Below are 19,127 nucleotides of genomic sequence, written 5' to 3'. Positions count from 1 at the left end.
TTTTATGGTGGCGCCGGACAGACATGTAGATATTCAGCGGAATCAGTCGCGATTTCCGGCGCGTCAGAGAACCTGAACGAGCTAATGGTGCGGGCATGCATAAAGTAAAAATAACGGTTTTATCGGTAGAGTTGAAGCCAACGCTAATTGAGCGGATGGCTATCCGAAAATGGAGACATGTCCTAAGCATCAAGAGGGCGAGAAATTTATTACTGACTTTCGCAAACCCAATGCCCTCTGTGAAGACGCCTGGGGTTGTATGGAAAAGTTCGTGTTTACTCTGGCTCATACCAGCGAGCCATTATTTTGGAATGACTGGTCCAGACAGGGCAAAGCGGTGGTGTGTTGCAATGATGGGTACCGGCCGGTGACATTTTTGCTCGAAACGCTGGATGAAGAGGCCAGGCCGTTTTAGCAATTAAAAGCCACTGTCATATCCCTGTGATATCAGGGGCATGGTCATACAGCGTCTCGTCTTGTGTCAGGGCTCGCCAGATGGGGGCTGCTTCTTACGCTTTGCCTGATGTGCTTGCCAGAGCCTGGCAGAAACGCCCGCCAACGCGCTTTGCTTGCCTGACGTAATGAAGGTATGAGTGCATTTAAAGAACGCCGCAACGTTATCCGTTGCGGCGTTCTGTTATTTTTCCAGCAAGGGCTTCAGGAAGCGCGCGGTATGCGATTTCTCGCAGTTCGCCACGGTTTCTGGCGTACCTGATACCAGAATTTCGCCGCCGCCGCTGCCGCCCTCTGGGCCCAGATCGACAATCCAGTCCGCCGTTTTAATCACGTCAAGATTGTGTTCAATCACCACAATCGTGTTGCCCTGATCGCGCAGCTGGTGCAGAACTTCCAGCAACTGCTGAATATCGGCAAAGTGTAACCCGGTGGTCGGTTCATCCAGGATATACAGCGTCTGGCCGGTACCGCGTTTCGACAATTCACGCGCCAGCTTCACACGCTGGGCTTCACCACCGGAGAGTGTCGTCGCCGACTGGCCCAGACGGATATAGGATAAACCTACATCCATCAGCGTTTGCAGCTTACGCGCCAGCGCCGGAACGGCATCAAAGAACTCGCGGGCTTCTTCAATGGTCATTTCCAGCACTTCGTGAATGCTTTTGCCTTTGTATTTAATCTCCAGCGTTTCACGGTTATAGCGTTTGCCTTTGCACTGATCGCACGGCACATAGATATCCGGCAGAAAGTGCATCTCAACTTTAATGACGCCGTCACCCTGGCAGGCTTCACAGCGTCCGCCACGGACGTTAAAGCTGAAACGGCCGGGATTGTAACCGCGAGAGCGGGACTCAGGGACACCGGCAAACAGCTCACGTACCGGCGTGAAAATACCGGTATAAGTGGCCGGGTTGGAGCGCGGCGTACGGCCGATAGGGCTTTGGTCGATATCGATAACTTTATCGAAGTGCTCCAGTCCAGCTACGTCGCGGTACGGTGCCGGTTCGGCAATCGTTGCGCCGTTCAGGGCGCGCTGCGCAATCGGGAACAGCGTATCATTGATGAGCGTCGATTTACCTGAACCGGATACGCCGGTAATACAGGTAAACAGGCCGACAGGCAGGGTTAAGGTGACATCCTTAAGGTTATTACCCCGCGCGCCGGTAATTTTCAACACCTTAGATGGATCGCCTTTCACCCGCTCGGCGGGCACGGCGATTTCGCGTTTCCCACTGAGGAACTGACCGGTCAGGGAGGCCTCTTCAGCCATAATCTGATCGACGGTTCCTTCCGCGACAATCGTACCACCGTGCACTCCAGCGCCAGGGCCGATATCAATAACGTGGTCGGCGGCACGAATCGCATCCTCGTCATGCTCGACCACAATGACGGTGTTACCCAAATCGCGCAGGTGAATCAGCGTACCAAGCAGGCGCTCGTTATCACGCTGATGCAGACCAATGGAGGGTTCATCCAGCACGTACATAACGCCGACCAGGCCGGCACCGATCTGACTGGCCAGGCGAATACGCTGAGCTTCACCGCCGGAGAGCGTTTCAGCGGAGCGCGACATCGACAGATAATTCAGGCCGACGTTGACCAGAAAACTCAGGCGATCGCCAATCTCTTTAAGCACTTTCTCGGCGATTTTAGCCCGCTGGCCACTCAGTTTCAGGTTTTCAAAAAATGACATGGCGTGCCCAATACTCATCTCTGAAATAGTGGGCAACGTCGTGTTTTCAACATACACGTGGCGCGCTTCGCGGCGCAGACGTGTGCCTTCGCAGCTGGCGCAGGCCCGGTTGCTAATAAACTTCGCCAGCTCTTCGCGTACTGCGGAGGATTCCGTCTCTTTATAACGGCGCTCCATATTGTTCAGCACGCCTTCGAACGGATGGCGGCGAATCGAGGTATCACCCCGATCGTTAATATATTTAAACTCAATGTTCTCTTTGCCGGATCCATACAGGATTACGTTGCGAACGTTATCTGGCAGGCTGCTGAATGGCGCTTCAATATCAAACTTAAGGTGTTCAGACAGTGAGCGCAGCATCTGGAAATAGTAAAAATTACGACGATCCCAGCCGCGAATAGCGCCACCGGCCAGCGACAGCTCAGCATTTTGCACCACGCGATCGGGATCGAAATATTGCTGCACGCCCAGACCGTCACAGGTTGGGCAGGCCCCGGCGGGGTTGTTGAACGAGAACAGGCGCGGTTCCAGCTCACTCATGCTGTATCCACAAATCGGACAGGCAAAGTTAGCCGAAAACAGCAGTTCTTCCGCATCAGCATCGTCCATATCAGCAACAATTGCCGTACCGCCAGATAGTTCAAGCGCGGTTTCAAACGACTCGGCAAGGCGCGTCGCCAGATCTTCACGCACTTTGAAGCGATCGATAACGACTTCGATGGTGTGTTTTTTCTGCAGTTCCAGCTTGGGCGGATCGGAAAGATCGCACACCTCGCCGTCAATCCTGGCGCGGATATAGCCCTGCGTCGCCAGATTCTCCAGCGTTTTGGTGTGTTCGCCTTTACGATCTTTCACGACCGGCGCCAGCAGCATCAGGCGGCGGCCCTCAGGCTGCTCGAGCACCTGATCGACCATCTGGCTGACCGTCTGTGCCGCCAGCGGCACGTCGTGATCCGGACAGCGCGGTTCACCCACGCGGGCAAACAGCAGACGCAAATAGTCGTGAATCTCCGTGATCGTCCCCACCGTGGATCGCGGGTTGTGCGAGGTGGACTTTTGCTCAATGGAGATCGCCGGTGACAGCCCCTCGATATGATCGACGTCCGGTTTCTCCATTAAAGAAAGAAACTGGCGCGCATAGGCAGAGAGCGACTCCACATAGCGGCGCTGACCTTCCGCATACAGCGTATCAAACGCCAGAGAGGACTTACCGGAACCTGACAGGCCCGTCACCACAATGAGTTTGTCGCGAGGAATCGTCAGGTTGATGTTTTTCAAATTATGGGTGCGGGCACCACGAACTTCGATCTTATCCATTCACCTTTCCCGGATTAGCAGCACTCACCGCGCCCTACGACACGGCCAGAAGAAACGCATCATTATGGCACAAAAAATAGACTGAACAAATATCCAGTAGTTTTTTGCCTTTTTAAGACGGATGATAAAAATGGGACACCGCTCTAAAGTGGGAAACCAGGCGCGGGACGTGTTAGAATTGATCGCGTAGACTTACGTAAAAATTCATCGGGAGACAGCAACATGGCCAGTCGTGGCGTTAACAAAGTGATTCTTGTCGGGAATCTGGGTCAGGATCCGGAAGTACGTTACATGCCAAATGGTGGCGCTGTCGCCAACATTACGCTGGCTACCTCGGAAAGCTGGCGCGATAAGCAGACCGGTGAAAACAAAGAAATCACCGAATGGCACCGTGTTGTGCTGTTTGGCAAGCTGGCGGAAGTGGCGGGTGAATACCTGCGTAAAGGCTCTCAGGTCTATATTGAAGGCCAGCTGCGTACCCGTAAATGGCAGGATCAGGGCGGCCAGGAACGTTACACCACCGAAGTCGTGGTTAACGTCGGCGGCACCATGCAAATGCTGGGTGGACGTCAGCAGGGCGGTAACGCGCCAGCAGCAGGCGGCGGCCAGGGCAACAACAACGGTTGGGGCCAGCCTCAGCAACCGCAGCAGGCGAACAACAACCAGTTTAGCGGTGGTGCGCAGTCTCGCCCGCAGCAGCAGCCAAGCGCACCTGCCAGCAACAACAATGAACCACCGATGGATTTCGACGACGACATTCCGTTCTGATTGCAACGTTGCGTCGCTTCTCTACTATATAAAAGCCCCTTACCGGGGCTTTTTGTTTTTCTGCCTTGATTTTGCCGCGGTGACAGCCTGGCTTTTAGCTCAGGTCGTGCAGTGCCTTATCCAGCGGCGGGCTCAGTGAGATGTCCTCAAACGCAACGGCCAGGCCAGCGCGTTCTGGCGTGCAGCACATGACGCCAACGTTAACGCGGCCCGGCGGGAAGGGGCACAAACGCAGCAGCGGCCAGCATTGCCCGTCGGTTGAATACTGCAGTCTCAGGCTGTCGCCTTTGCGCGTCAGCCTCAACCAGAATGCGCGCGCATCGCCGGGAAAGATGCCCGTGGCCCAGTCAGACTGACCAAGCGTCAGGACGCTGCCGATAGCGGGCGCACCATCATTATATTCAATGCCCGCTTTCAACCAGTGCTGCGCATCGCGCATCAGCATCAGTCCGGCCTGATCGTACAGCGTCGTAAAGTCGGCAAGAATCTTGACCTGGAAAGTAAAATCCTCCTGCACCGCCCTGGCGAAGATATGCCCGGAAAAGCGTTCAAATCCATACCAGGTTTGGTGCCAGAAATCCGTTTTTTCGTCGGTAACCACGTGCAGGATACCGTTCTGATGCTGCCACCTTGCGGGTTCATTGATCCAGGAAAAAGAGTCGAGCACGGCGCCTCCAGAATAAACCATTGATCACAGCCTTAGCGTTGAGGATAGTCGGCTAAGAAGACGTGTGCCGATCAAACGACGTTGAGCGGACAGGCCTCAGCGCCATTCGGCCAGCAGGGTGGCGGTATCGACAACGCGCGGCACGTTACCGGGCATGCTAAGGGCTGCCCAGACTTCATTATGCTGACCAATTAACTGCTCAGCGTTGGCATAGGTCCTGTCGGCAGTGGTGTGCGCGTCGGCGGCCACGGTGATGCGATACCCTAAGCCTGCTCCGACTTTGAGCGTGGTATCAACACAGTAGTCGGTGGCACAGCCACAAATTACGAAGTCAGTGATAGCTAAGGTGCTCAGCAGCGAAGCCAGGGTTGTCTGCCAGAAACTGTCGCAGGCGGTTTTGGTAACGTAATACGCATTCTGGGGCTGTTCAATTTCGGGTAGCAGTGCAAAAGCATGGCTGCCTTCAATCATGTTCCCTTCGCGATGCTGAATAAACAGTGTAATGTCAGCCTGTCTGATCAGTCGGTTGATCTGCGCCACTCGCCCGGCGCGATCGAAACGCGGCGATTCAAACACGCCATTTTGCATATCAACGACCATGACTACGCGCTGCATAATTGCTCCCGGTGAGTGTGCCTGTGAAGCAGTGTTACCTAATCGACAGAGGATAACAATCTGCAGTTTGGGTGCGGTGCAGAAGACCTTGTTGCAGGAATAAGGAGAGGTGAGGTGGAGGGCATTCCAGCCGTATTTCCCGGTGAAAAAGATCGCGCGCAGTTTAAGCAATCGCCAGACCTGCCAGGTGTGGAGCTTTATCAGGCGCACATCTCTCATTACGCCTTTGAGCCGCATACGCACGAAGCGTTTGGTATAGGCACCATTGAGGCGGGAGCACAACGTTTTCGCTATCGCGGTACGCAGTACATCGCGCCCGCGCATTCGCTGGTGATGATGAATCCCGATGAGCTGCATACCGGTGAATCGGCCTGCGAAGACGGCTGGCGCTATCAGATGATTTATATTCAGCCGCAGTTGATGGACGAACTCAGTGGCGATCGCGGCTGGTGGTTTGATGAGGCGCTCAGAACGGATGTGCGTCTGGCACAACCTTTATCGCAACTCCTCTCGGCGCTGTGGCAGGCCGATACGGCACTGGCACGCGACAGTTTATTATCTGAACTGCTGCTGTATATGCGCCCGCTGGCGCGAATGTCCTCACCGCGTAAAGCTGAAGCCCGACACCGTTTCGATGACGTGCGCGACTACCTGCGCGCCAATCTGGCTGAACCGCTCAGACTGGAGACGCTGGCCGCGTTAGCCTCGTTGTCGCCCTGGCACTTTTTACGGGCCTTCCGCGATCGTTTTCACGTTACGCCTCAGCAAATGTTAATGGCTTATCGACTGTATGAGGCCAAACAGAAGCTGGCTCAGGGTGAGGCCATTGCCAGCGTGGCTGCCGCCGTGGGCTTAACGGATCAGGCTCATCTGACGCGCGCGTTTGCCCGTCGTTATGGCATTACGCCGGGCCGCTATCAAAAACAGATAAACCCACAATCACTCAGGCGTTTATGAGGCGACTGCTGGCGCTGATTTATGTGCGCTGAACAGTGGTCAGCTGGCCTGGCAATGGCCCGTCGTTATGGCATTACGCCGGGCCGCTATCAAAAACAGATAAACCCAAAACTACTCAGGCGTTTATGAGGCGACTGCTGGCGCTGATTCGTGTGCGCTGAACAGTGGTCAGCTGGCCTGGCAATGGCCCGTCGTTATGGCATCACGTCGGGCCGCTATCAAAAACAGATAAACCCATAACCACGCAGGCGTTTATGAGGCGACTGCTGGCGCTGATTTGAGTGTGCTGAACAGTGGTCAGCTGGCCTGCTACTGGGGCCTCACTTCGCTCCGCTGATGTGAATCATGCCGCCTTTCCTGTGAGAGAACACAGCCAGCGCTTATCGCTGTTGTTGATGAGGCCTCCCTCCGTTTTTGCCATCCTCGCCGGGCCGTTGTGGACATTGGTCTGGACTCAATACGGGCAACCTGTATTCACATTTGTCGCTGTTTTTTTGCCTGTCTTCTGGCCTGTTCTGGACGATGCGATTTAAACCTCAGCCACGCGGTACTGCCATCAACATTCGATAAGCCTTGCCCCTGATAATTGATAATTACCCAGTGTGATATTCACGCTTTTTCGGATTATGCCTGACTCAGGCACGGCAAAATAACGCGGTAATCGCGCTTTTCTCACCCTGTAACTGGCCTTTATCTGTTATATGCGCCGCGCGCTCTGCAAAAAAATGTGATCCCTGTAGGGCGTTACCACGTACTGCAGGGTGCATTTTGAACAAAAAACAGACAGTTTTGTCCGGGGCACGACCGTCATTCGCCCTAAAAAGAGGAGAATGTGAGCCTGATGTTTAGGCTGGCCGCCAAATTTTATGTGTAACCAGCACGCAGCGTTGCCGTTTGGTTAAGATAAATCCCTATAAAAAACCACCCTTTACTTCAGCAGTGTCTAATTAAATCGCTCATTCATCCCGCTTCGCTTTTATTTAATGTTTAACGATGGGCATCAATAGTACAGGATATGTGCTATTGGCTGCTGAAAGTGATAAGTATCAATAAACTGTTTATCTGAGATTATTCTGGCCTGTTTTTATCTTTTTATGCTGACAACGATCGCGGCGAGATTGGAAAAAATTCCCAGGGCCAGAGGTGGCTAAAAAAAGCACTTTATAAACCGACTTAACATTACCCTTGCTGAACAAAGAGGCCAGTGGATATTCGATTCTTTTAGGGAGGCTAATGAAAAAAAGAGGGGCGCCAATCTCACCGAAATGAGATTTGGCGTATAAAAGTGGCGTAGATAGAGAGACTTTTGCTGTTGTGAATCAATTTTACCGCAAAAAAGGAAGCGTAACCGCAAATCCATTCATTAATTACGGACTGGGCGAAGCGCACCACCATAAATGTCCTGTTAAATGCTCTTCATCTCTTCTGGTAAGAACAAATCTCAGCGATGTCGCCATTATAAAGCCGTTGTCTCACTATTAGCGGTTATCTGAACCGGCAGGGTAATGATAAACGCTACGGCTAATATCCAGTAAACGGCAGCTGCGCCGGGTTCCTACATCAAAAGTGCTCTGTAAGAAGTTGACCGCCTGACGTTTTTCGTTGGTGGTGAAGAAATTCTTCAATACGCTCTGTAGCATTTCCTTATCCGCGTTCAGCGCTTGCAGTTCGCGTGTCAGAAACTGTACTTTTTCTTCCAGTTCTTTGATTTTTCTGCCTTCTTCCGAGGATAGCCCAGAGAACTTCTTCTTCCAGCTGTAGAAGGTTGCCTCAGAGATGCCCAGCTCTTCACAAATCTCTTTAACCTTAACGCCCGATTCAGAAGCTTTAATGGCATTTGTGATTTGATCTTCGCTATATCGTGACTTTCTCATAAATGCTCTTACCTTTCTTATCAATTAATGGATGAGAATTACTTTATTAACCTTTGGTACTGTATGATTTCATTGAGTGCCGTATTTAAATACGGACGTTAAATTGCGAGGGTTAAATTAAGATATTTAGAATAAATATCATCATGGGATAAATCTTATTTTATTCTTATCGGGATGTCGCGCCTTCCTGGTATGGGGTTTTTGATATAAATTCATCGCATCCCAAAGATAAAAATGACTGTGAATTTGATATTCAAAGCCGCCTGACCTGTTTTATTCAGGGAGGATGGTTTTTGGAAACATTATTGGTTTCAATTTGAAATCGTTTCCAGTAGAGGGTATTCGGTCCAGATATAATCAGAATTCTCCTGAATTCTCCCGATAAAATAAGACTGGATTCTCATTTTTGCGCCGGACTGGCGCGATGTTTATAATTTCGCTATGAAATTTAAGCGCTTATTAATTCGTCCCAGGGATGGGCACCGAAGTGGTAGATGTAGAGTAATACTAAGGAACAGTCGATGAAATTGAGCGTAATGTCTAATGCCGCCTGGATGATGTCTGAAAAGATTATCTCCGTCTTTGGCGTCATTTTCGTGACGTCATATGTGGCAAAATCCTTCGGTCCGACCCTATTTGGTCAGATGGCATTTTCAACGTCATTATTTGCTATGGTGCAAACCATAGCCCTCTTTGGCACTGAAACAATTTTGTTTAAACGTGTCAGCAAAAATGCGGCCAAAGGTTTACGTTTAATGCGCATCGCACGCACGTTGCGCATGGGTTTATTACTTCTCACCTCAGGGCCAGTATTAATTTGGGTTTGGTACAACATGCAGGAGAACTTCCTGGCATTTGCACTGGCCTCTTTTGTTGCGTCTGTTTTTGTCACACAGGACACCTTTAGCGTTTACAACAATGCACGATTGGCTTCAAAGCTGAATACCGTGGCCAATGCGATTGGCATGCTGATGAGTTTTGCCCTGAGCTTTATCATTGCCTGGCTGCGTCTCAATCCATTGTGGCTAACGCTTTCGGTTATCACGGTCACGCTGGTGCCTTACGCCATCAAACGTTACACCTTTTATCAGGCACATCAGGACCAGCTTCCGCCGCGCGAGACGCGAACGCTGTATTTGCGTTACCTGATGTATGCCGGATTGCCTCTGGCGATTTCCAGCATTTTTATCTCTGTCCAGGTAAAAGCCGCGCAGATGTTTTTGGCTGGCATCGCATCGGCCCAGGAGCTTGGCTTGTTTGCCGCAGCCAATACCATCGCCGCCTCGTGGATTTTTATTCCCGTCGCACTCATCACCTCGTGTTTTAGCGAAATTTTTCGCGCGCGCGGTGAGGAAGCGATCAGGCTGACGGCGCGGCTCAATGGCTACGTGATGGCCGTGTCTTTGCTGATGTTGCTGATCGTCGCACTGTTCGGTGAACAGATAATCATCGCGCTGTATGGCCCAGCGTTTACCCAGTCAGGCAATCTCATCACCCTGCTGTCGATAGCGACCAGCTTTTCGGCGCTGGGCACCGTCGCGTATCGCTACATGGTAAAGGAAGGGGGCTTTGATTATTTACTGAAGAAAATCATTTGTCTGGTGATCATCAGTATGCCGCTTTCCTGGTGGCTGATTCAGGGCTATGGCATTACAGGAGCCGCATGGAGCGTTTTTCTATCAGAGCTCCTGTCCCTGACCGTCATGAATTATTTCTTTAAACACGGCGTGATTCAAAAAATCCAGGTTTCCTCACTCAACTACAAAACCTACAAATGAGGTCAAATATGCTCAAGTTAAAACACGAGCTCAGAAGAAGTTTGCAATACTTCATCAAGAAGATGCCCTGGACTTATCAGGACCGGATTTATTATTTCCGTAAGTTCAGAAGGCTCCCCAACCTGCGTGAGCCCAAGGTGTTCAATGAAAAAGTGCTGTATCGCAAGTTCATTCATGGTGACTATCAGCTCTATGCCCGCCTCTCTGACAAGTTTTCGGTGCGTGAGTTTATTGCTGAGAAGATCGGCAATGAATATCTGATACCGCTGCTTCATGACACGACCGATCCCACCACGTTGAACAATCTGACGCGTTGGAAGGGAACGGTGATCAAACCGAATCATGCGTCAAACATGGTCGAGATCGTGCTGGAGGAACCTAATGCACTCCGGAAGCAGCAAATCATTCATAACTGCTACACGTGGTTAAAGACTGACTTCGCCAACGAAGCGCGTGAGATTCACTATCGCTATATCAAGCCACGTATTCTGGTTGAGCAATACATCGGTGATGGCAAAAGTGCCCCGGTTGACTACAAGTTCCACATGTTTAATAAGCGCGATGGCAACTTTGAGTATGTGCTTCAGGTCATTTACAACCGCTGTCAGCCTCAGCTCTCAATGAATTTTTATGTGAACAACCTGAGTGAGGCGTTCCATAAAATTCGCGATACCGGGCTGGACGTTTCGACGGTGATGCCATCGTTACAACAGGCCCTGGCGTTAAGCAAAACGCTGGCCAGCGACTTCGACTATGTCCGTGTTGACTGGTATATCCATGATGAACAAATTTATTTTGGCGAGCTGACGTTCACGCCAGGCGCAGGCATGGTGACGGGTCTGGATGGCGGGCTGGATAAGATGATGGGTGAAATGTGGATTCAGGATCGTCGCGGAACGCAGAGGCCGGACGTAGAAATACAGGACGTTGCCATTCCTGTTATGTTGAAGAAAATTTGACGCTACACAGCAATATAAAAAACCCCGCTTTGCGGGGTTTTTTATGGGTTTATCAGGGCATTTGCCAGTTAGCGGGCGCTCGACTCATCACGTCGATAAAGACATCTTTAGAGACGCTAAAGAAATGGTGCACGTTTTCCATACTCAACGTGATGCCCATCAAGCCGGTCACGAACCAGCACGACATCCCAACGCCTACGCTGCCACAGAGAAACGCCATGACGTGATGACTGTCCTGGCGGAGACGGGTTTTTAGCGTGCTGGCAAAGAACATCATTATCGCGCTAAGCAATTCCCAGCGCATAACAAGAAAACTGGTGGTTAAAGTCGCCATCAATTTTGACCTCAAAATCGGAGATTACGCCTGACTGTCTGCGAACATCACGTCGGCGGAAAAGTCTGTCAGGTCGGGCTCTTTCGTCGGCAACAAGTGTCATAATGTGATGTGGGTCACACTATATCATCCGATTTCTGATTTTTGTACAAAATTTGTCTGATCTGGCAGCAGAAAAAGAGGGCGCTTACGACAAGGTTGGGGCACTAAATGCGGCGTGCGCCTGGGCAGGCGCACGGAGCGCGTCAGCTAACCGGACAGCATTCTCCCGTTGTCCGCTGGGTAAAGCTGGTCATCGTGTCGCTGCAGTCAAAGCGCATCAAACGCGGACGCTGGATGGCCTGGCGGCGCATCGCGTGGCGATAAGCCGTGGGCGTTTGTGAAAACTGGCGACGAAAAACGCGTGAGAATGTCTGTTGCGAGTCATAGCCATATTGCATCGCAATATCAAACACCGGCCGCTGCGTTTGTCGCAGCGCTTCAGCGGCCAGCGTCAGGCGGCGTTCGCGAATATAGCCACCCAACGTCTGTTTCGTCACGCTACGGAACATACGTTGCAGATGCCATTTCGAATAGCCTGATTTGGCGGCGACTTCGTCAATTGACAGGCTCTTATCCAGGTTTTGGTCAATCCAGTGCGTCAGTGAATGAATGATCTCTTCTTGTATCATGGCCTCATCCTTCTGGTGAATTTCCCCTTAGCGTTCATGCGGAATTAACAGGCTTTCGGCGATAAAACCGGGTCCGCTCGCTGGCGCATGACATCATAAGGGAAGGTGTCGTTCTGATGGGAAAAGAGTATAATTCCTCAAGTTAACTTGAGGTAAAGTGCCAAATGAAAAAAGATCGCAATTACCCAAAACCCGTTCTGACACCGGGCGAAGTGGCGCGCCGAAGCGGCGTCGCCGTTTCTGCACTGCACTTTTATGAAAGCAAAGGGCTGATTTTCAGCACCCGTAATAGCGGAAACCAGCGGCGTTACAGCCGTGATGTGCTGCGACGGGTGGCCATTATTAAAATTGCACAGCGCATTGGTATTCCGCTCGCCAGCGTCAGTGACAGCCTTGAGAACATGCCGGCAGATAAGCGGATGTCTGCTCAGGAATGGGGCAATCTGACGCAGCACTGGCGCGACGAACTGGATAAGCGCATCGAAACGCTGACGCGCCTGCGTAACGATCTGGATGGCTGCATTGGCTGTGGGTGTTTATCAATGCGTGACTGCCCACTGCGCAACCCTGGCGACCTGCTGGGCCAGCAGGGCTCTGGCGCGGTACTGCTCGATCCTGAGCAGGATGGTTCCCTGCATAAGACAAGGTGACGTCTATACTTGCAGCATATTCACTCACAGGGAACCATGATGATCACCGTTCACCATCTTGAACAATCGCGCTCTCACCGGGTGCTGTGGATGCTGGAAGAGCTGGAAGTGCCTTACCAGGTCAAGCGCTACCAGCGCGAACCCACGATGCTGGCGCCGGACGCTTTAAAAAAAGTGCATCCGTTAGGGAAGTCGCCCGTGATCACCGATGGCAAGCGCGTGGTGGCCGAGTCCGGTGCCATCCTTGAGTATCTGGAAGAAAGATACGACAGCGAAAAACGGCTGCAGCTCACTGATGAAGAGGCGCAGCTACAGGCGCGTTACTGGCTGCACTATGCGGAAGGTTCACTGATGCCGCTGCTGGTGATGAAGCTGGTTTTTGGCCGCCTTGGCAGCGCGCCGGTGCCCTGGTTGCTTCGCCCCGTGGGCGCGGCGCTGGGCAAAGGCGTTCAGAAAGCCTGGCTGGATAAACAACTCAAATTGCACAAGCAGGTCATTGAAGCTCACCTTTCAACACAGCCGTGGTTCGCGGGTCAGCGCTTCAGCATTGCGGATGTGCAGATGAGTTTCCCTATTCTGGCGCTGAGCCAGCGCGCCGGACTGAAAGATGCCCCCGCTACGCAAAAATGGTTAACGACCGTGCAACAGCGCGCGGCCTGGCAGCGCGCTATTCAACAAGGCGGTGAGATTAATCTTTCTGGCTGATGCACGTTGCCCGATGACGCCGCCCGGCGTCATTCTTGCCTGCCTTCTCGTTTTTGACGCCTTATCCTGACGGACAGAATGTTAAATGATGGTATCAAGAGCATTCCTGATGTTATCAACCTGATCTTTATAGTCACCAATCCTCACTCAGCGGTTGAAAAACGGCGGTTAAACGCCGGATAATCTGCCCCCTTTAAACGGGGCAGCGTGACGTCCCGTTCTGTGCGGCGAAGTAAACGTTTGCCTTTTGCCGGCTGCCCGCTGGCGATGACAGGTTTCCAGGGACGTCAGGGCCGTTACCGCACGATCCCACTACAACAATTTTTGAGGCTCAACTATGTCAATTGAATCACGCCCGTCCGGTGGAAAGCTGGATGCCTGGTTCGCCATCTCGGCCCGTGGCAGCAGCGTGCGACAGGAAATTGTCGCCGGGCTGACTACGTTCCTCGCCATGGTTTATTCAGTGATCGTGGTGCCCGGCATGCTCAGTAAGGCGGGATTTTCACCCACGGCGGTGTTCGTTGCGACCTGTCTGGTGGCGAGCGTGGGATCGATCATCATGGGGCTGTGGGCGAATTTACCCATGGCAATTGGCTGTGCTATCTCACTGACGGCGTTTACCGCTTTCAGCCTTGTGCTGGGTCAGCACATTAGCGTACCCGTGGCGCTGGGTGCCGTGTTCCTGATGGGCCTGCTCTTTACCCTGATTTCCACCACCGGAATTCGCGCCTGGATCTTACGCAATCTGCCAATGGGGGTTGCGCACGGAACGGGCGTCGGCATTGGTCTGTTTTTGCTGCTGATTGCGGCAGACAACGTGGGACTGGTCGTCAGAAATCCGGCCTCAGGGTTACCCGTTGCCCTGGGCCAGTTTACGTCGTTCCCCGTCATGATGTCATTGCTGGGGCTGGCCGCCATTTTTGGCCTGGAAAAACGCCGCGTGCCTGGCGGTATTTTACTGACCGTTATCGCGATTTCTGCTCTGGGGCTGGTGTTCGACCCGGCCGTGCGCTGGCAGGGACTGTTTGCCCTGCCCAGCCTGCGTGATGCGCAGGGTGAGTCACAGCTCTTTAGCCTGGACATCATGGGCGCCTTGCAGCCTGCGGTGCTGCCCAGCGTGCTGGCGCTAGTGATGACGGCGGTCTTTGATGCCACCGGCACGATCCGCGCGGTTGCGGGCCAGGCCAATCTGCTGGATAAAGACGGGCAGATCATCAACGGTGGTCGGGCGCTGACCACGGATTCCGTCAGTAGCCTGTTTGCTGGCCTTGTCGGTGCTTCGCCCGCGGCAGTCTACATTGAGTCTGCCGCCGGTACGGCGGCGGGCGGTAAAACCGGCCTGACGGCGATCGTTGTGGGTCTCCTGTTCCTGGTCATTCTGTTCATGTCGCCGATCGCATACCTGGTGCCGGCTTACGCCACCGCGCCAGCGTTGATGTATGTCGGCCTGTTGATGCTGAGCAACGTGGCCAAGATCGATTTCGGTGACTTCGTTGATGCCATGTCCGGCCTGCTCACGGCGGTGATTATCGTGCTGACCTGTAACATCGTTACCGGCATTATGATGGGGTTCGCCACTCTGGTGGTGGGCCGTCTGTTTGCGGGCGAGTGGCGTAAGCTCAACGTGGGCACTGTCGTGATTGCCGCCGCGTTAGTCGCCTTTTATGCCGGAGGCTGGGCGATCTGACTGTCAAACCGGACGTTCAGCGGAGCGTCCGGAATTATCCGCTTTTTGGTCTTTTAAGCACGGCTTGCTTTTCCTGCCCTGGCCAGTTTGTTTTACACTTTTAACTTATAGTTGATTCGAAGATAACAACCGCCTAAGGAAAGCATGGAAATCTTTTTTACTATTTTAATTATGACACTGGTGGTGTCGCTCTCCGGGGTCGCCGCACGTATCTTGCCTTTTCAAATCCCGCTACCGCTGGTGCAGATCGCCGTCGGTGCGCTACTGGCCTGGCCTAACTTCGGCCTGCATGTGGATTTTGATCCGGAACTGTTCCTCGTCTTATTTATTCCGCCGCTGTTATTTGCTGACGGCTGGAAAACGCCGGTTAGCGAGTTTCTGCATTACGGGCGGGAAATTCTTGGCCTGGCGCTGGTGCTGGTGCTGATTACCGTCGTCGGAATTGGCTATCTGATTTACTGGACGGTTCCCGGTATTCCTCTTATCCCTGCTTTCGCCCTGGCGGCAGTGTTATCACCTACCGATGCCGTGGCGCTTTCAGGCATTGTCGGCGAAGGCCGCATTCCTAAGAAAATTATGGGAATACTTCAGGGCGAAGCCTTGATGAACGATGCCTCTGGCCTGGTTTCACTGAAATTTGCCGTCGCGGTGGCGATGGGCACCATGGTGTTTAGTTGGGGCGGTGCCAGCGTCGAATTCCTGAAAGTGGCGGTCGGCGGCTTAATTGCCGGTGTTGCGGTCTGCTGGCTCTACGGTAAGTCACTGCGTGTCCTGAACCGCTGGAGCGGTGGGGACGATGCTGCCACACAGATCGTCCTGCTGCTGCTGCTGCCGTTTGCCTCTTATCTGATTGCAGAACACCTGGGCGTTTCCGGCATTTTAGCCGCCGTCGCGGCCGGGATGACCATCACGCGCTCCGGTATTATCCGTCAGGCCCCGCTGACCATGCGACTGCGCGCCAACAGCGTCTGGCACATGCTGGAGTTTGTGTTTAACGGCATGGTGTTCCTGATGCTGGGCCTGCAATTGCCCTCTATCCTGGAAAATTCCATTCAACAGGCGAACGCGGATCCCAACGTGGATATCTGGATGATCTTTGCAGATATCGCATTGGTCTATGCGGCGTTAATGGTGGTCCGTTTCGGCTGGCTGTGGATCATGCAGCGTTTCAGCAAGCGCCTGTTAAAAAACAAGCCGTTAGTTTTCTCCAGTTACTCTTTGCGCGAACTGCTGATTGCCTCTTTTGCGGGCGTGCGCGGGGCCATCACCCTGGCGGGTGTCCTGTCGATTCCCCTGTTCCTGAGCAACGGCAATCCTTTCCCGGCGCGCTATGAGCTGGTGTTTATCGCAACCGGCGTGATTCTGTTCTCGTTACTGGTTGGCGTCATTGTTCTGCCGGTGCTGCTGCGCGGCGTCGAGACGATGGATAAGAGTGCTCATCGGCACGAACTTCAGCATGCAAGAGCGGTGATGGCCGGTGTGGCTATCGAGAGTCTGCAAAAGATGGAGGCACGGCTCGAAAAGGAAACCGACGAAAATATCGATCCTGAGCTGCTGAAAGAGGTCAGCCTGCGTGTCATCGGCAACCTGCGTCGCCGTGCGGAGGGGAAAAACGACCTCGAGCACGCGCTGTTTGCCGAGAACCTGGAACGTCGCTTCCGTTTGAACGCACTGCGTGCCGAACGTGCCGAAGTGTATCACCTGCGTGCCACCCAGCAGATATCCAACGAAACGATGCAAAAATTGTTGCACGATCTGGACCTGCTGGAAGCGCTTCTGATCGAGAAAGAAGAGTAAACTCCCTGTTGCGCCGCGCCCGCCCGGTCACCTGCGTTCTGCGACGGCCGGGCGGGCTGCTGCACTAGACGGAGAGGCGCGGCGCCTGATCGGGCCAGTGTTCGCGGCAACACGCAATCCACGCCTGCGCGCTGCGTGACAGATAGCTGCCTTCCCGCCAGATCAGCCCCAGATGCCACTGAAGCTCGGATTCCAGCGGCAGCCACAGTAACGACTGTTTATCTAACCGCTGGCATATCGGCTCCGGCAAAATTGCCAGCCCCATCCCGGCCTGCACCATGGCGGCCAGAAAATCCCACTGCCCGCTACGCACGGCAATGGTAGGGGTTATCTCCTGACGCTGAAAAGCTTTCATTAACTGGCGGTTCAGCGAAAACTCTTCATTAAAGATCAGCAAAGGATGCGGAGCCAAATCGCGCAGGCTGAGCTGGGTGCGTTGCAGCCAGGGTTCCTGACGGGGCAGTAAGACACATAACGGATGCTGCATCAGCGATAACGTTTCCAGGGGTAATTCGGCATCGACCGGGAGCGCCGTCAGGGCAATATCCAGCGTGCCTGCCAGCACCGCCTCCTGAACCGTTAAGCCGCCAAACTCAGCAATGCTGAGTTCCACGCCCGGATACCGGCGACGAAACGCCGAAACCGATCCGGCGATCTGCATGCCGACCATTGGGGGAATACCGAGCCGCAGCTTGCCGGTTTTCAACTGATTGATATCGCCTATCTCTGCCTCAAGCTGATGGAACTCCTGCAAAATAGCCAGTCCGCGTTGATAAACGGCTTGTCCGCTGTCCGTGAGATGCAGGCGACGTCCATCGCGAAGCAGTAGCGCGCAGTCCAGCTCCTCTTCCAGCTGACGCACCATTTTGCTGATCGTCGGCTGCGTCACAAACAGCTTTTGCGCGGCCCGGGTAAAACTCTGCTGACGTACCACTTCGGTAAAGTAACGCAACGCACGAACGTCCATAACTATTCCTTTCTGGCATGATTTTAATAATTTTAATTCATTTTTTTCACAATACCTCGTGATTCTATACTGAGCGCATTAACGATATGGGAGAAAAATGATGGCCCTGGCATTGCCGCGCCTTAACCTCGACAGGCTGCAACGGCTCAGCTTACCGCTACAGCTGGCGCTGTTTATCTCGGTATTCGTCGCCAGCGAGCAGCTGGTGAACTGGCTGCATCTGCCGCTGCCGGCCAACATTGTCGGCATGCTGCTGATGTTAATGCTGATTGCGCTACGCGTTTTACCGCTGCGCTGGGTGAAAGTCGGTGCCAGCTGGCTGCTGGCAGAGATGCTGCTGTTTTTTATCCCGGCAGTGGTAGCGGTGGTGAATTACGCTGATCTGTTGCAGATTGATGGATGGCGGATTTTTGTGGTGATTGCGGTCAGTACGCTACTGGTGCTGGCAACGACCGCCCTGGTGGTGGATCGCCTGTACCGCTTCGAGGTCGCGCGGGCCGCGCGTAAGCAGGGCGGCGACGATGCGTAATCTGTTTATCAGCCTGATGTGTGCGGCCGTCACGCTATTGATTTATTACCTGAATAAACGGCTGTATCGCCGCTGGCCAACACTGTTACTGATGCCGCTGATCATGACGCCGCTCATTCTGGTGGCGCTGCTGCTGCTGACCCATATCAGCTGGCAAAACTATATTGCGGAAAGCCACTGGCTACTGTGGCTGTTGGGCCCCGCGACGCTGGCCTTTGCGGTGCCGGTCTATGAAAATCTGGCGGTGATTAAACGCCACTGGTTATCGCTGAGTGCCGGTGTGTTAACCGCCACAACAGTCTCGGTATGCAGTTCCGTCTGGCTGGCGCGCTTACTGAATTTACCGGAAACTATTCAGCGAAGTCTGGCCGTGCGCTCCATTACTACGCCCTTTGCGCTGGCGGCGGCCAAACCCATGGGTGCGCAGCCCGATCTGGTGGCGCTGTTTGTGGTTGTGACAGGCGTATTTGGCATGGCGGTAGGGGATGTGCTGTTCCTGCGCATCGCCATCAAACAGGGCGTGGCGAAAGGGGCCGGATTCGGTGCCGCTTCGCACGGTGCCGGTACGGCACGCGCTTATCAACTGGGGCAGCAGGAAGGCGTGGTATCTAGCCTGGTGATGATGCTGTCTGGTGTAGTAACCGTCATACTGGCACCGTTCATCGGGCACCTGATGTGGGCACACTGAGCCCGGTGATGACAG

At 53.4% G+C, this 19,127-nt stretch carries 18 protein-coding genes; 11 read left to right on the top strand and 7 right to left on the bottom strand.

Annotated features, from left to right (window positions below; genetic code table 11):
• Window positions 1–169 precede the first annotated feature (169 nt).
• Complete coding sequence (locus AAIE03_RS16670) at window positions 170–415, top strand: TIGR04076 family protein (RefSeq protein ID WP_019105657.1); 246 nt, start codon at window positions 170–172, stop codon at window positions 413–415.
• Between the two features lie 222 nt (window positions 416–637).
• Here AAIE03_RS16670 and uvrA read toward each other — a convergent pair whose 3' ends face one another.
• Complete coding sequence (gene uvrA, locus AAIE03_RS16665; protein ID WP_014595066.1) at window positions 638–3,466, bottom strand: excinuclease ABC subunit UvrA; 2,829 nt, start codon at window positions 3,464–3,466, stop codon at window positions 638–640.
• Window positions 3,467–3,688: 222 nt separating this feature from the next.
• Between uvrA and ssb1 the strand changes: the two genes are divergently transcribed.
• The gene (gene ssb1, locus AAIE03_RS16660) at window positions 3,689–4,234 is read left to right on the top strand and encodes a single-stranded DNA-binding protein SSB1 (protein WP_013024173.1); all 546 of its coding nucleotides are present in this window, start codon (window positions 3,689–3,691) and stop codon (window positions 4,232–4,234) included.
• A gap of 94 nt (window positions 4,235–4,328) precedes the next feature.
• Here the strand turns inward: ssb1 and AAIE03_RS16655 are convergent, their stop codons facing one another.
• Both AAIE03_RS16655 and AAIE03_RS16650 read right to left on the bottom strand, forming a co-directional pair.
• Entirely contained in the window at window positions 4,329–4,922 is a 594-nt protein-coding gene (locus AAIE03_RS16655; RefSeq protein WP_116584822.1) for a DUF1349 domain-containing protein, read from the bottom strand.
• Between the two features lie 75 nt (window positions 4,923–4,997).
• A complete protein-coding gene (locus AAIE03_RS16650; RefSeq protein WP_015701260.1) occupies window positions 4,998–5,516 on the bottom strand; it encodes an isochorismatase family protein in 519 nt (172 codons plus the stop codon).
• A 114-nt stretch (window positions 5,517–5,630) separates the two neighbouring features.
• On the opposite strand from AAIE03_RS16650, the gene AAIE03_RS16645 reads away from it, so the two are divergent.
• Entirely contained in the window at window positions 5,631–6,473 is an 843-nt protein-coding gene (locus AAIE03_RS16645; protein ID WP_105082564.1) for an AraC family transcriptional regulator, read from the top strand.
• Between the two features lie 1,478 nt (window positions 6,474–7,951).
• Here the strand turns inward: AAIE03_RS16645 and AAIE03_RS16640 are convergent.
• Entirely contained in the window at window positions 7,952–8,347 is a 396-nt protein-coding gene (locus tag AAIE03_RS16640) for a transposase (protein ID WP_014606933.1), read from the bottom strand.
• Window positions 8,348–8,868: 521 nt separating this feature from the next.
• On the opposite strand from AAIE03_RS16640, the gene AAIE03_RS16635 reads away from it, so the two are divergent.
• Together AAIE03_RS16635 and AAIE03_RS16630 are read left to right on the top strand one after the other, a co-directional pair.
• Window positions 8,869–10,125, top strand: a complete 1,257-nt coding sequence (locus tag AAIE03_RS16635) for an oligosaccharide flippase family protein (RefSeq protein ID WP_013024178.1) — start codon at window positions 8,869–8,871, stop codon at window positions 10,123–10,125.
• 8 nt (window positions 10,126–10,133) lie between these two features.
• Entirely contained in the window at window positions 10,134–11,084 is a 951-nt protein-coding gene (locus AAIE03_RS16630; protein WP_491652839.1) for an ATP-grasp fold amidoligase family protein, read from the top strand.
• A gap of 52 nt (window positions 11,085–11,136) precedes the next feature.
• Here AAIE03_RS16630 and AAIE03_RS16625 read toward each other — a convergent pair whose 3' ends face one another.
• Window positions 11,137–11,418 (bottom strand): YjcB family protein, encoded by a 282-nt coding sequence (locus tag AAIE03_RS16625; protein WP_014606931.1) that lies wholly within the window; start codon window positions 11,416–11,418, stop codon window positions 11,137–11,139.
• Between the two features lie 245 nt (window positions 11,419–11,663).
• Window positions 11,664–12,089, bottom strand: coding sequence for a superoxide response transcriptional regulator SoxS (gene soxS / locus AAIE03_RS16620; protein ID WP_013024181.1), 426 nt, complete (start codon window positions 12,087–12,089; stop codon window positions 11,664–11,666).
• A 164-nt stretch (window positions 12,090–12,253) separates the two neighbouring features.
• Between soxS and soxR the strand changes: the two genes are divergently transcribed.
• From soxR to AAIE03_RS16600, 4 genes are all read left to right on the top strand, one after another.
• Window positions 12,254–12,739, top strand: a complete 486-nt coding sequence (gene soxR, locus AAIE03_RS16615; RefSeq protein ID WP_013024182.1) for a redox-sensitive transcriptional activator SoxR — start codon at window positions 12,254–12,256, stop codon at window positions 12,737–12,739.
• Window positions 12,740–12,778: 39 nt separating this feature from the next.
• Window positions 12,779–13,444 carry a glutathione S-transferase family protein gene (locus tag AAIE03_RS16610; RefSeq protein ID WP_491653146.1) on the top strand — a complete coding sequence of 222 codons (666 nt, stop codon included), beginning with the start codon at window positions 12,779–12,781 and terminating at the stop codon, window positions 13,442–13,444.
• Window positions 13,445–13,781: 337 nt separating this feature from the next.
• Complete coding sequence (locus AAIE03_RS16605; RefSeq protein WP_013024184.1) at window positions 13,782–15,131, top strand: NCS2 family permease; 1,350 nt, start codon at window positions 13,782–13,784, stop codon at window positions 15,129–15,131.
• 144 nt (window positions 15,132–15,275) lie between these two features.
• The gene (locus AAIE03_RS16600; protein WP_013024185.1) at window positions 15,276–16,928 is read left to right on the top strand and encodes a Na+/H+ antiporter; all 1,653 of its coding nucleotides are present in this window, start codon (window positions 15,276–15,278) and stop codon (window positions 16,926–16,928) included.
• Between the two features lie 64 nt (window positions 16,929–16,992).
• Here AAIE03_RS16600 and AAIE03_RS16595 read toward each other — a convergent pair whose 3' ends face one another.
• The gene (locus tag AAIE03_RS16595) at window positions 16,993–17,895 is read right to left on the bottom strand and encodes a LysR family transcriptional regulator (protein WP_013024186.1); all 903 of its coding nucleotides are present in this window, start codon (window positions 17,893–17,895) and stop codon (window positions 16,993–16,995) included.
• 97 nt (window positions 17,896–17,992) lie between these two features.
• Between AAIE03_RS16595 and AAIE03_RS16590 the strand changes: the two genes are divergently transcribed.
• A complete protein-coding gene (locus AAIE03_RS16590) occupies window positions 17,993–18,424 on the top strand; it encodes a CidA/LrgA family protein (protein WP_015701251.1) in 432 nt (143 codons plus the stop codon).
• Window positions 18,417–19,112, top strand: a complete 696-nt coding sequence (locus tag AAIE03_RS16585; protein ID WP_019105652.1) for an LrgB family protein — start codon at window positions 18,417–18,419, stop codon at window positions 19,110–19,112. The genes AAIE03_RS16590 and AAIE03_RS16585 overlap by 8 nt, the downstream gene beginning before the upstream one ends.
• Window positions 19,113–19,127: the final 15 nt, after the last annotated feature.

This window comes from Pantoea sp. Ae19-2, assembly GCF_059801205.1.
This window is presented reverse-complemented; position numbering and strand designations above follow the sequence as displayed.